The sequence below is a fragment of the Faecalimonas canis genome (genome assembly GCF_054601575.1).
The window spans coordinates 41,881-55,750 of sequence record NZ_BAAHSI010000014.1 but is presented as its reverse complement, the minus strand read 5'-3'; the positions used below and the strand labels follow the sequence as shown (position 1 = coordinate 55,750).

Genomic DNA, 13,870 nt, shown 5'->3' with positions numbered 1-13,870 from the left:
TCTATTCTCCAACACATTCTAATTTGCTGACAGATACCTCATAGGCAACTCGTTTTTCCGTTTCCACCTCCGATAGTTTTTTGACATATTCTCTACTCTGAATACGTCCGAGAACCTGAACGTGTTCTCCTACCTCAAAAGAAGACGCATATCTCGCATTTCTTCCCCAACAGATACACGGTATGTAATCAGATTTTCCATACGGTCTGTTGACTGCCAACAACAAATCTGCTATTTCCCTTCCAAGTGGTGTCTTTCTATAAACCGGCGTCTTACAGATATATCCGTCCAACAAAATATTATTTGTTTTTGCTCCGTCTAATTCCTCTTCCACAAATGAAATTTCTCTTGCAAACACAGACAGTACAAGTCGGTTTCTGTCCTCCTCGTGTCTGTTATATGAGCGGAATTGTCCTGTTACCATAATATATTCTCCGCGATAATCCTGTGTCACATCAATAAGTCTTTCTGAAACCATCAATGGAATCCTATCATCCGAATTGCTAAGTCTTCGTACTAAAACTTCAACCATGTAAAATCCTTCACCAAATACCTCGTGGCTGAATGTAAATTCAGATACTACCTCTCCCATAATTGTAACTTGATTGTTTTCAATAACCTTATCCGACATAATTTGTAATTCTCCCTTCCTCTTCGTCGTATTTTCTTGTCTATACTATCTTATTCCCTCATTTTCCCTTTAAGACCAAATCTTCCCGAAAACCGTATGCCTTTTCTCGACAACTTTTCTCGACATTTTTCTTACCTTGAAATAATTAAAGGAAACAAATGACCATATAGAAATGGTATGATATAGTGAACACAATAAAAAATCGAAATTATTATAAGGAGGACAGCGTATGATTTTATATAAAGATATTTTTAATTTTGATATTATTTTGATGAAAACAATTTTAAAAGAATATGGAGGAAATGAGAACGCATGGAAATTGTTTCGTCATTTTTATAAAGATCCAGATAGTTATGCAATCACTAATAAAGGATGCAAAAGTATACAAGGTATAGAATGTACAGTAGACGGTCTTCTATCCATTAACAGAATTCGAGAGCATGAAAACTTTGGAAATAAATTTGTTGATACGTTTGCCATTTATCGAAAAATACCCATCATTTTTTCCCACGTGAAAGAGGAGGTATTAATCAAAGAAGATTTTCTGTGTTCGGAGATAGAATTGACCATACACTATTTGATCTAAAACAATATTGTGAAGGAAAATATTGTATGCTCAAAAATACTTATGAACTACCAAAAACAAATACATGGATACGGTCATTCGATAATAACTTTGAAGAAATAGTTAAATGGCTAAAAATAGACAATATTTTTGTAAATGAAGATAATGAAATATATGATTTAGAAAAAAATGACGAAACAATAATTTCTAATTACTCTAAAGGTTACAATAAAAAATGGAGTGAACAATACTATATAAATCTAAAAAAGAAAATTTTAAAGTTTACAGAAAAAAATAATATTAAACTATGATACTAAACTAAATATCAAAAATAACCTCCGATTTATTCAAATAATACTATATTATCTCTTTTATATAAGTAAAGACTCATGACTGTATTTTCGTATTTTTCCCTCAAACCCCTTGTAATCTAACGATAATGTGATAAACTGTATAAGTTGTAATTTGGTAATAAGCCAACTATCTGACTGGCTTTTGATAAAAGAAAGAAGGTAACTTATAATGAAAACCAAAAGAGAAGATATAAGAAACATTGCCATTATCGCCCATGTAGACCACGGAAAAACGACTCTCGTTGATGAGTTATTAAAACAAAGCGGTGTATTCCGAGAAAATCAAGAAGTCGCAGAACGTGTTATGGACTCTAATGACATCGAACGTGAACGCGGAATTACCATTCTCGCAAAAAACACAGCAGTATATTATAAAGATACAAAAATCAATATCATTGATACACCGGGACACGCTGACTTCGGAGGAGAGGTAGAACGTGTATTGAAAATGGTAAACGGGGTTATCCTTGTTGTAGATGCTTTTGAAGGTGCAATGCCACAAACAAAGTTTGTTCTTCGTAAAGCATTGGAATTACAACTTCCTGTTATCGTTTGTATCAATAAAATCGACCGTCCGGAAGCACGCCCTGACGAAGTTATAGATGAAATCTTAGAACTTTTCATGGATTTAGATGCTTCAGATGAACAGTTGGATTGTCCGTTTATTTACGCTTCTGCAAAAGCCGGACACGCTATTTTAGATTTAACGGATGACCCGAAAAACATGGTGCCTTTATTTGAAACAATTTTAGACTACATCCCTGCTCCTGAAGGCGATCCTGACTCAGATACACAAGTATTAATCAGTACAATCGACTATAACGAATATGTCGGACGTATCGGTGTAGGAAAAGTTGACAACGGTACAATTTCCGTAAATCAGGACATGGTTGTCGTAAATGCTCATGAACCGGATAAACAGAAAAAAGTAAAAATCAGCAAACTATATGAATTTGACGGTTTAAATAAAATAGAAGTAAAAGAGGCAGGCATCGGTTCAATCGTTGCTATCTCAGGAATTTCTGATATTGCTATTGGGGATACACTTTGTTCACCTGAAAATCCTGTTGCCATCCCATTCCAGAAAATTTCTGAACCTACTATCGCTATGCAGTTCATTGTAAACGACAGCCCATTTGCCGGACAGGAAGGAAAATATGTAACTTCCCGCCATTTAAGAGAACGTCTTTTCAGAGAATTGAACACAGACGTAAGTCTTCGCGTGGAAGAATCTGAAAATGCAGACAGTTTCCGTGTATCAGGTCGTGGAGAACTTCATTTATCTGTATTGATTGAAAATATGCGCCGTGAAGGATACGAATTTGCCGTTAGTAAAGCGGAAGTATTATACAAAAAAGATGAAAAAGGCAAATTACTGGAACCAATTGAAACTGCATACATTGATGTTCCTGATGAATTTACAGGAACGGTTATTGACAAATTAAGTCAAAGAAAAGGTGAACTCCAAAACATGAGTGCATCAAACGGCGGATATACACGTTTAGAATTCTCCATTCCAGCCAGAGGACTTATCGGCTACCGTGGAGAATTTATGACTGACACAAAAGGTAACGGTATTTTAAATACAGCATTTGAAGGCTATGCTCCATATAAAGGGGATATTCAGTATCGTAAACAGGGTTCTCTTATCGCATTCGAAACCGGAGAATCTGTAACATACGGACTTTTCAGTGCACAGGAGAGAGGAACATTATTTATCGGACCGGGCGAAAAAGTTTACTCCGGAATGGTTATCGGCCAGAACGGAAAAGCCGAAGATATTGAATTAAATGTCTGCAAAACAAAACATCTGACAAATACTCGTTCTTCCGGCTCTGACGATGCCCTGAAATTGACAACTCCTCGTATTTTAAGTTTGGAAGAAGCTTTAGACTTTATCGACACAGACGAATTACTTGAAGTCACTCCGAAAACATTGCGTATTCGTAAGAAAATTCTTGATTCTAAAATGAGAAAAAGAGGAGCAAAATAGTGGACTTTTTAAGATTGCTTGAGGGGATTCGTTCCCCTCTTTTAAATGATTTTTTCCAATTTATCACTTATTTTGGTCAGGAACTGTTAATCATTGCGTTTATCTGCACACTTTATTGGTGTGTAAATAAACGCTTTGCTTATTTATTGGGATTTACTTATTTTACTGCCGGACTTTGCGTACAGACATTAAAAATCACCTTTCGTATTCCTAGACCATGGGTATTAGACCCAAATTTTCATCCGGTGAAAAGTGCCGTTCCCGCTGCTACGGGATATTCATTCCCAAGTGGACATACGCAAGGAGCAACCTCGCTTTTTGCACCACTTGCCCTACACGCAAAAAAACGTATTCTTTCTTCTGTGTATGCGCCTTTTTACTTGTAGGATTTTCTCGTATGTATCTCGGTGTACACACACCGAAAGATGTGCTTGTTTCCATGGGAATTTCCATGCTTTTTGCATGGTTGATTACACATTTTTCCCATGTTTTATTAGATAAGAAATGTTATCGCAAACAAATCGCACTCTGCTTAACAGGCATTGCTGTCCTTATTTCTGCATACGCACTCTTTCTGCTGCACTCGGAAATAATCGCTTATAAATATGCTTCCGATTGTCTAAAAGCCTGCGGAGCAGGTATTGGATTTGCAGTCGGTTGGTATGTGGAGCAGACTCATTTACAATTTGATGTAAAAACTAAACATATTTACACACAAATTTTAAAAGTGGTTGTCGGACTCCTTTTTGCCTTGTTGATAAAATCCGTTTTTTCTTCTTTTATCGGAAACAATATTTTTGGAAAAATGGCTGAATATTTTATTCTTGTACTATGGATTCTCGTTCTCTATCCATACTGTTTCAGTCAAATGCAGAAATCTTCTTTACAGAAAAGCAGAGATTAGATAAAATAAAAGAAAAGGGAAACGAGGGCTTTTTTATGACAAAATATCTATCTGCCATTTTAAAAAAACTGGCGAACGCAATGGAACTGTTCATTGCATTCCTGCTTGCTATCGGGATTATTTTACTCTCCGCAAGACTTACATTGGATTTAATTCACATTCCGAATTTAGAAGTTTCTCCAAACTATGAAGACTTATTGGAAAACTGTTTTAATCTCATTATCGGAGTAGAATTAATCCGAATGGTATACACACACAGACCCGGAACGGTATTTGAAGTATTGCTTTTTGCCATCGCACGACAAGTAATTATTGAACACGGTTCTCCGCTAAACAGTCTTATCGGAGTCATTGCCATCTCTGTCCTGTTCGCTACAAGAAAGTTTCTTTTCTGCGAATTTGATGAAGCAGAAAAAATACTTTTCCGTGCAACGCAAAAAGTATTTCTTGTCAACCGGCTTATTCATGTAAGCATACCTTTTGAAGAGGGTGATACCCTTCGGGATGTTATCATTCGTCAGTTGGAAAAACATAACGAAGACATTGGAGTTGGCGCTTGTGCCTATTTCTCTAACCTTGGACTTCGCGTTGCCAAAATGCACAAAGGAGAAATTTCTCGTGTGGAAGTTATCCGCTCAATTAAATAGCCTAAAAGACTGATATATAATTGTCAGTCTTTTATTTTTTTTTAATATTTTTATCTTTCTTTTTGTTGCATTTATTTTGGTTTTTATGTATAATATACCCATAGTACAAACTATCCTTTGTACAATATATCGAAAAGGAGTTGGACAGCATGAACTTTATTATTAGCGGAAAAAACATTGAGGTAACACCTGGTTTAAAAGAAACCATTGAACACAAACTCGGAAAATTAGAGAGATACTTCACTCCTGACACGGAAATTATTGTAACACTTAGTGTAGAAAAAGATCGGCAAAAAATTGAGGTTACTATTCCTGTTAAAAAAGACATTATTCGTTCGGAGCAGGTAAGCAATGATATGTATGTATCCATTGATTTAGTAGAGGAAGTTATTGAAAGACAACTTCGAAAATACAAAAATAAATTGGTGGCAAGACATCAGGCCGGAGGCAACTTTAATCAGGCTTTCTTTGAATCAGAAGATAACACAGCCGACTCTGATGAGATTAAAATTGTTCGTACAAAACGTTTCGGTATCAAACCAATGTTCCCTGAAGATGCTTGTATGCAAATGGATTTATTAGGACATAATTTCTTTGTATTCAGCAATGCGGAAACAGAACAGGTAAATGTAGTTTATAAACGTAAGGACGGTTCGTTTGGTTTAATTGAGCCAGAATTTCAATAAGTACCCCCTTTCAAAAGAGCCTTCACAATTCAAATGTGAAGGCTCTTTTATTCTTAATCTTCTTCAATTCGACGAATTACTTTACAAGGATTTCCAACTGCCACCGAATTATCCGGTATATCTTTTACAACAACGCTCCCACCGCCAATAACAACATTGTTTCCTATGCAAACTCCCGGCATCACATGGACGCCTGCACCAATCCATACATTATCTCCAACTGTAATTGGATAAGCATATTCTAATCCTGCATTCCTTTTCTCGACCTCTATAGGATGACCTGCCGTATAAAATCCACAATTTGCACCCACAAAAATATTATCATCAAAAACAACTTTTGCACCATCTAAAATCACTGTATTATGATTTGCAAAAAAGTTTTCTCCAATTTCTATATTATATCCATAATCACACCAAAACGGTGCAACAATACAAAACTTTTCTTTCGTATTTCCTAAAAGCGATTTTATAAGTTTTATCTGATTTTCTTCATCAGAAGGTCGCAACTGATTATATTCATAGCATAAATCTTTTGCAATTCTTCTTTCCTTCAACAATTCCACGTCATTATTTGCATCATACAGCATTTGCTTTTTCATTTTTTCTTTTTCAGTCATAGCATTTCCTTTCTTTATATTTTCTCTACTCCTGAAAAATAATCATTTCCCCATCAATCTTAGCAAAATAACATTCTTCACCCTTCTCTATAAGTGCCTGACCGTTCGTTCCCTCCACAATTTCATCTACCAGTCCTCTTTCCTCATCTTCCGGAACCAACACCTCTAATACTACTTTATCTGTATACACAGGTTCTAAAACAGTTATCCCCCTCTGCCCTAAAATATACTGAATTTTCCCCAATCCCGTATAATCCGTGGTGATTTTCAGTTTACACCCGTGCATTTTGGTTATAATCTTACTAACGGAAATTCCTTCTTGAGTTGCTTTTGAATAAGCACGGACAAGACCACCCGTACCAAGAAGTGTTCCCCCAAAATACCTTGTAACAACAACTACTATATTATGTATTTTTTCTCCCAGAAGTACATCCAGCATAGGTTTACCGGCAGTTCCACTCGGCTCACCATCATCACTGCATCGCTGTATTTCAAACCGCTCTCCTACGGTATATGCAAAACAGTTATGAGTTGCACTCCAATGCTGTTTTCTTATTTTCTCAATAAACTCCAACGCCTCATCCTCTGTGCTGATTGGCTGAACAGATGCAATAAATCTTGATTTTTTTTCTACAATTTCAGCCTCTCCGCCTGTATATACTGTTTTATATTCTGATAACATATTCATTTCACCTTTTCTTAAGATACTTATTTGTCACTATTACTATAAAAGAATTTCTTTCCATTCACAAGATTTTCTTAAGTTTTTCCTACTATTTATGAACTTTTTATTTTTCGCTTTATTTAAAATTAGTTATTTGATATAATATCATGGTAAAAGGAGGCAAAACTCATGAATTATGGAAAAAAGAACGCTTCAAAAAAGCAGCGGGAAATCACTTCTAAAGCGAATATGCAGAAGAAACGAATTTTCTCCCGCCTTTTTAAATCCGTTATACTTTGTATTGTAATCATTGGGATTGTCGGTATTATCGGTGCCGGTTTCTTTGTAAAGAAAACAATTGACAACGCACCTAATATTTCTCCTGCGAATGTAAAACCTACGGGATACACAACATTTGTTGTCGATAAGGATGGAAATGAAATCGAAAAATTTGTTTCTTCCGGTTCTAACCGTGTATACAAAACCCTTGATGAAATTCCCGTTCATCTCCGTCAAGCATTTATCGCTATTGAAGATGCACGTTTTTATCAGCATAAGGGAATTGATTTAAAAGGAATTGTTCGTGCAGGAGTTGTCGGACTAACCAGTGGAAACTTTTCAGAAGGTGCCAGTACAATAACACAACAATTAATCAAAAACACAGTTTTTCCTGATTTTATGAATGAAGACAGTTTTTTCGAGAGTCTTGAACGTAAAATTCAGGAACAGTATTTGGCTTTGGAAATCGAAAAACAGATGGATAAAAAATTAATTTTAGAAAATTATATGAATACCATCAACTTAGGACAAAACACTTTAGGTGTACAAGCCGCTTCCAAACGTTATTTTAATAAGGATGTTTCTGAACTGACTTTATCAGAATGCGCTACTATTGCAGGTATCACACAAAGTCCAAGTACATTTAACCCTGTAACAAATCCTGCGAAAAATAAACAGCGCCGCCAAAAAGTTCTTACCAAAATGTTGGAACAAGAATTTATTTCACAAGCAGAATATGATGAAGCGATGGCTGACGATGTATATGCCCGCATTCAAAATGTAAATACACAACTTGCAAGTTCCGATGTAGACTCTTACTTTATCGATGCCCTTGCAGAACAGGTGATTGAAGATTTACAGCGTACTGACGCAGGTTATCCCGGATATTCCGAAACACAGGCAATCAATGCATTATATAGCGGTGGTTTAACTATTTACGCCACACAGGATGCTAAAATTCAAAAGATTGCCGATGAAGAGATGAACAATGACAGCAACTATCCCTCATCTGTATACACGGGTGTTGAATATGCTTTAACCATCACAAGAAAAGACGGTACACAAGAAAATTATAGTTCCGGTCATCTCAAAAAATTCGGAAAAGAAAAATACAACGATAAACAGGGACTGCTCTTTACTTCAGAAGAAAAAGCAAAAGCCCGTATAGAAGCATTTAAAGCATCCATTGCACAGGAAGGAGATAAATATGACGAAAAAATCATCTTTTCTCCACAGCCTCAGGCTTCCGCAGTTGTTATGGATCAGTACACCGGAGAAGTCAAGGCACTTGTAGGCGGTCGTGGAAAGAAACAATCCAACCGTAGTTTGAACCGTGCAACAGGTTCTTTAAGGCAACCGGGATCTGCATTTAAAATTGTAGCAGTTTACGCCCCCGCTTTAGACAGCGCCGGACAATCTCTCGGAACTGTAACAAAAGATGAACCTTTTGAAAGAAATGGAAAATCTTACAAAAATGCTTACAAAGGTTTCAAGGGTAATGTTACAATGAGAACCGCTATCCAAGATTCCGTTAATATCAGTGCATTAAAAACGTTTGAGGAAATCACTCCTCAACTTGGATTTGAATACTCAGAAAAATTAGGTATTCAAACATTAGTTAAGTCAAAAAAAATCAACGGAAAAGTATATAGCGATTTACAACTGCCAACTGCTCTCGGCGGTATTACAGACGGTGTTTACAACTTGGAAATGACAGGTGCATATGCCGCAATCGCTAATGGTGGAGTTTACAATACTCCTATCTTCTATACAAAAATTTTAGACCACGAAGGAAATGTTCTTATTGATAATACAAGCAAATCAAAAACAGCATTACGCGAATCTACTGCTTACCTTCTGACAAGCGCTATGGAAGACGTTGTTAAGCAGGGAACCGGTAAAGAAACTATGCTTCCAAATATGCCTGTCGCCGGAAAAACAGGTACAACAACTTCTCGAGTAGATATTTGGTTCTGCGGATATACACCATACTACACCTGCTCTGTGTGGGTTGGTTTTGATGACAATAAAGAACTTCCAAACGGAAACTATAATCAGAAATTGTGGAAAGGAATTATGTCTAGAATACACAAAAACCTTCCATATAAAGACTTTAAAGTGCCGAATACCGTAGCGAAGAAAAAAGTATGTTCCATTTCCGGCAAGGTCGCCGCTGATTCTTGCCCATACCATATGGAATATATCGCATTAGACGGTGGCTCAGACAAGGTTTGTTCAAGTCATGCCGGATATCCAGGATCTGTAGGAGGCATAATATCACCTGAACACGAAAACACTACTTCCGACGAAAACGGTGATATTTCCGATGAAAATAATACAACGGAAATGCCTTCTGACAATAATGGTGCAAACAGTGGAAATGGATTTGAAAATCCTAATGATAATAATTCTTATGAAAACGGAAATTCTGATACAAATCAGAACGCGGAGCAACCTATTCCTCCGACATTTCCGTAGAAGTAGAAGGGGACGTAGTGTTTTAGTAAAACACTACGTCCCCTTCTTGCTATATCTCTGTCCCTTTTTGAAAAATACCCTGTCCCTTTTTACTATTTCACCTCTTTTTTATGGTAATTTTCAAAAAGGGACAGGGCGTTTTACATTTTGGGACACACTAAAACTCAATTCGGGACGCCACAAACTTCAATTTTACTACGTCCCCTTTCACAGTTTTTTCACACTTATTTTAGTACTAACTTCGCCGCACCGTAAATTCCCGCATCATTTCCAAGTCGTGCCAATTCAAATCGGCACTCTTTATTTGCAAAAAACACTCTTTCCTTAAATGGTTCTGTAATATAGTCTAAAAGTATTGTTCCTGCCTTTGAAACTCCGCCTCCAATTACAATAATTTCAGGGTCTGCTGCCGCTGCCAAATTCGCCAACGCATACCCTAAATATTTTCCAAATTCTTTTGCAATTTCAATGGCAACCATATCACCTGCTTTTACCGCATCAAATACAGTTTTTGCGCTGACTTCTTCATTTCGCAGTACTGTTGCATCATCATTTTTTCCAAGTCGTCTTTTTGCAAGTCTTACAATTCCCGTTGCAGATGCGTACTGCTCTAAACATCCTCTGCTTCCACAACCACATTTTTCGGTTTCATCATAATTTACACAGATATGTCCGATTTCTCCGCCTGCACCGTGTCCTCCTACTACCATATGTCCGTTTGAGATAATTCCACCACCGACACCTGTTCCAAGCGTTACCATAATCATGTTTTTATGACCAAATCCGCCGCCTTTCCACATTTCACCTAAAGCCGCTACATTTGCGTCATTTCCAACCTTTACAGAAATTCCTACTAATGTTTCTAATTCATGTTTTACTTCTTTGTATCCCCAACCTAAATTAGCAGTTGCCTGTACAACTCCTGCATCTGTAACCGGAGCAGGTATTCCCACTCCCACTCCTAGAACATCCTCTTTTTCTAAGTTGTGTGCTTTCATTTTATCTTGAATGGAATACGCTACATCAGGAAGAATATTTTCTCCGTGATTTTCTTTTCTTGTTTCAATTTCCCATTTTTCTACTAATGTGCCGTCAAAATGAAATAGCCCCATTTTAACTGTCGTTCCGCCAATATCAACTCCAAAACAATATCTCATTTTTTCACTCCTATTTCTTTTGTGTTAAGTTTTCCTGTACTCTTCTATACAATTCCTGTGCCGCATTGTATCCCATTTGTTTTTGTCTGTGATTTACTGACGCAGATTCTACGATAATTGCAAGATTTCGTCCCGGACGGATTGGAATGGAGTGGCATACCACCTTATTTCCAAGAAATTCCGTATATTCTTCTTCCAACCCTAGTCTGTCGTATTCTTTTTCCTTATTCCAGTCTTCCAGTGTAATGACAAGGTCAATATTCTGTGTTTCTTTTACGCTTTGAACACCGAAGAGCATTTTTACGTCCACGATTCCGATACCGCGCAACTCAATTAAATGTCTTGTAATATCCGGTGCTGTACCTACAAGTGTTTCATCGCTTACTTTTCTGATTTCGACAACGTCATCTGTTACAAGTCTGTGTCCTCGCTTAATCAACTCTAAAGCAGCCTCGCTTTTTCCGATACCGCTTTCACCCATAATCAACACACCGACACCATATACGTCAACTAAAACACCATGAATAGAAATGCAAGGTGCAAGTTCCACATTTAACCAACGTATTGCCTCTGCCATAAAATCAGATGTTTTTTTGTCTGTAGCAAATACCGGAATATTTTTTTCATTTGCTTTTTTCAACATCAATTCATCCGGATATACCTTTGTACTGTATATCAGGCATGGAATATCATATGATAATAACTGCTCGTATATAATTTCTTTTCTCTCTTCCGGCATTTTTTGCAAATAAGTATATTCCACATATCCAATTACCTGAATACGTTCTGAATCAAAATGGTCAAAAAATCCTGTTAACTGCAATGCAGGACGGTTAATATCCGGTACAGTGATAACTCTTTCTGTCATATCTATATCCGGTGTAAGATTTTTCAGTTCCATTTTTTCAACTAATTTTTCTAATCCGACACTTCCAGTGCAACTCATAAAGTTCCTCCTTCTATTTAAAATATTCACTCTGTTTAGTATATCATTTATGGAAAAAGTTGTACACTTCTTGAGCCGATTTTTCATTCATTGACGGTAAATTTTTCAATTCTTCTATTGTCGCCTCTTTAATTGCATCTAAATTCGCAAAATGTTTCATCAAATCTTTTCTTCTCGCCGGTCCTATCCCTTTAATATCGTCTAAAATCGAATGAACCTGCCCTTGCCCTCTCAGTTTCCGATGAAATTCAATTGCAAATCTATGTGCCTCATCCTGTATGCGTGTAATAAGACGAAACGCCTCTGAATTTCTATCAATCGGTATTTCCACATTGTTATAGTATAACCCTCTTGTCCTGTGATTATCATCCTTTACCATACCACAAACAGCAATGTTTAAATGCAGTTTTTCTAATACCTGAAGCGCCACATTTACCTGCCCTTTTCCGCCGTCCATCATAATCAAATCCGGAAACGAGGTGAAACTTCCCAGTTCTTTTCCTTCTTCTTTTTCTTTTATACCGTGTTCAAATCGCCTCGTCAACACTTCCTCCATACTTGCGTAATCGTCTGCACCCTGCACTCCTTTGATTTTAAATTTGCGGTAATCATTTCTTTTTGGCTTTCCTTTTTCATAAACAACCATAGAACCTACCGAATTAAATCCATTCGTATTTGAAATGTCAAATGCTTCCATTCTGGAAAGGTTCGACAATCCCAGCAACTTTTCTATTTCTTTTACTGCACCGATTGTTCTTCCTTCTTCCCGTTTCAACCTTTCCTTGTCTGTAGAAAGAACAAGTTTTGCATTTTTCTCCGCCAAATCTACCAGTTTCTTTTTCTGCCCCTTCTGATGAACGGTTATATACACTTTATGCCCTTTCTTTTGTGTAAGCCATTCTTCCAAAAGGTTACTTTCTTTCAATTCTTCTTGCACCATAAGTTCTCGCGGAATGTAAGGTGTCCCCGCATAAAATTGTTTAATAAAATTTTCTAAAATTTCACTTTTTTTCTCATCCCTGCTTATTTTCATATAGAAATGATCTCGTCCGATCAGCCTTCCCCCACGAATAAAAAACACCTGTACAACCGCATCGTCCTCTTCTGTTGCAACTGCCAAAATATCTTTATCTTCTCCGTCGCTATTTGTTATTTTCTGCTTTTGGGCAATCTGCTTAACACTATTTAATAATTCTCTATATTCAATCGCTTTTTCAAAATCAAGTTCTTCTGATGCCTGATTCATTTTTTCCTCTAACGTTTTTAAAATTTTATCATACTCTCCGCCGAGAAACCGTAACGCCTGCTGCACCGATTTCCTATATTCCTCTTTAGAAATATAATCCTGACACGGAGCATAGCATTGTTTGATATGATAATTCAGACACGGACGCTCTTTTCCAATATCTTTTGGCAGATTTCGATTGCAGCTCCGTATATGATAAAGTTTACGAATTAAGTCTATAGTGTCTTTTACCGCACCTGCACTTGTATACGGTCCAAAATATTTTGCCTTGTCTTTTTTTATTTCTCTGGCAAATAATACTCTCGGATACTCTTCGTCTACCGTCACCTTAATAAACGGATATGTTTTATCATCCATAAGCATCGTATTATATTTCGGTCTGTGTTCTTTTATCAAATTACATTCTAAGACAAGCGCCTCTAATTCCGAATCTGTTACGATGTATTCAAAACGGGAAATATGCGTAACCATCTGTTCAATTTTAACTCCCTTATTCCGACTACTTTGGAAATACTGGCGAACACGATTTTTCAGACTGATTGCCTTTCCCACATAAATAATCTCATCTTTCTCATCATGCATTAAATATACCCCGGGCTTTCCCGGCAATTTTTTTAATTCTTCCTCTATGTTAAACATTTTTCTTTTCCTTTCTCCCCCTATATTTTAACATATCTTTCATAGTCAAAAAAGGCATATCCCGC

12 protein-coding genes and 1 pseudogene are annotated in these 13,870 nt (G+C 36.8%); 7 read left to right on the top strand and 6 right to left on the bottom strand.

What is annotated here, in order from left to right; genetic code table 11:
* Position 1: 1 nt before the first annotated feature.
* Positions 2 to 631, bottom strand: coding sequence for a single-stranded DNA-binding protein (locus ACYPXO_RS04150; protein WP_459639416.1), 630 nt, complete (start codon positions 629 to 631; stop codon positions 2 to 4).
* A gap of 229 nt (positions 632 to 860) precedes the next feature.
* On the opposite strand from ACYPXO_RS04150, the gene ACYPXO_RS04145 reads away from it, so the two are divergent.
* The 6 genes and pseudogenes from ACYPXO_RS04145 to hpf all read left to right on the top strand — a co-directional run bounded on the left by ACYPXO_RS04145 (position 861) and on the right by hpf (position 5,779).
* Positions 861 to 1,217, top strand: coding sequence for a hypothetical protein (locus ACYPXO_RS04145; protein WP_459639415.1), 357 nt, complete (start codon positions 861 to 863; stop codon positions 1,215 to 1,217).
* Positions 1,218 to 1,243: 26 nt separating this feature from the next.
* A complete protein-coding gene (locus tag ACYPXO_RS04140; RefSeq protein WP_459639414.1) occupies positions 1,244 to 1,507 on the top strand; it encodes a hypothetical protein in 264 nt (87 codons plus the stop codon).
* Between the two features lie 211 nt (positions 1,508 to 1,718).
* Entirely contained in the window at positions 1,719 to 3,542 is a 1,824-nt protein-coding gene (typA, locus tag ACYPXO_RS04135; protein ID WP_459639413.1) for a translational GTPase TypA, read from the top strand.
* Positions 3,542 to 4,446, top strand: a pseudogene (locus ACYPXO_RS04130) (phosphatase PAP2 family protein). Before typA ends, ACYPXO_RS04130 begins: the two are co-directional and overlap by 1 nt.
* Positions 4,447 to 4,481: 35 nt before the next feature.
* On the top strand, positions 4,482 to 5,093 hold the full coding sequence (locus ACYPXO_RS04125) for a phosphate-starvation-inducible PsiE family protein (RefSeq protein WP_459639412.1): 612 nt from the start codon (positions 4,482 to 4,484) through the stop codon (positions 5,091 to 5,093).
* A 149-nt stretch (positions 5,094 to 5,242) separates the two neighbouring features.
* Positions 5,243 to 5,779, top strand: coding sequence for a ribosome hibernation-promoting factor, HPF/YfiA family (hpf, locus tag ACYPXO_RS04120; RefSeq protein ID WP_459639411.1), 537 nt, complete (start codon positions 5,243 to 5,245; stop codon positions 5,777 to 5,779).
* A gap of 53 nt (positions 5,780 to 5,832) precedes the next feature.
* Here the strand turns inward: hpf and ACYPXO_RS04115 are convergent, their stop codons facing one another.
* Positions 5,833 to 6,396: a sugar O-acetyltransferase gene (locus ACYPXO_RS04115; RefSeq protein WP_459639410.1), complete on the bottom strand. Its 564-nt coding sequence runs from the start codon at positions 6,394 to 6,396 to the stop codon at positions 5,833 to 5,835.
* A gap of 25 nt (positions 6,397 to 6,421) precedes the next feature.
* On the bottom strand, positions 6,422 to 7,078 hold the full coding sequence (locus ACYPXO_RS04110) for a YigZ family protein (RefSeq protein ID WP_459639409.1): 657 nt from the start codon (positions 7,076 to 7,078) through the stop codon (positions 6,422 to 6,424).
* Positions 7,079 to 7,249: 171 nt separating this feature from the next.
* On the opposite strand from ACYPXO_RS04110, the gene ACYPXO_RS04105 reads away from it, so the two are divergent.
* Entirely contained in the window at positions 7,250 to 9,817 is a 2,568-nt protein-coding gene (locus ACYPXO_RS04105; protein WP_459639408.1) for a transglycosylase domain-containing protein, read from the top strand.
* Between the two features lie 224 nt (positions 9,818 to 10,041).
* On the opposite strand, the gene ACYPXO_RS04100 is transcribed toward ACYPXO_RS04105, so the two are convergent.
* The 3 genes from ACYPXO_RS04100 to uvrC are packed head-to-tail and all read right to left on the bottom strand — an operon-like array spanning position 10,042 to position 13,805.
* The gene (locus ACYPXO_RS04100) at positions 10,042 to 10,974 is read right to left on the bottom strand and encodes an ROK family glucokinase (protein WP_459639407.1); all 933 of its coding nucleotides are present in this window, start codon (positions 10,972 to 10,974) and stop codon (positions 10,042 to 10,044) included.
* 10 nt (positions 10,975 to 10,984) lie between these two features.
* Entirely contained in the window at positions 10,985 to 11,920 is a 936-nt protein-coding gene (gene hprK / locus ACYPXO_RS04095) for an HPr(Ser) kinase/phosphatase (RefSeq protein WP_459639406.1), read from the bottom strand.
* 43 nt (positions 11,921 to 11,963) lie between these two features.
* Positions 11,964 to 13,805, bottom strand: a complete 1,842-nt coding sequence (uvrC, locus tag ACYPXO_RS04090; RefSeq protein WP_459639405.1) for an excinuclease ABC subunit UvrC — start codon at positions 13,803 to 13,805, stop codon at positions 11,964 to 11,966.
* Between the last annotated feature and the right edge of the window lie 65 nt (positions 13,806 to 13,870).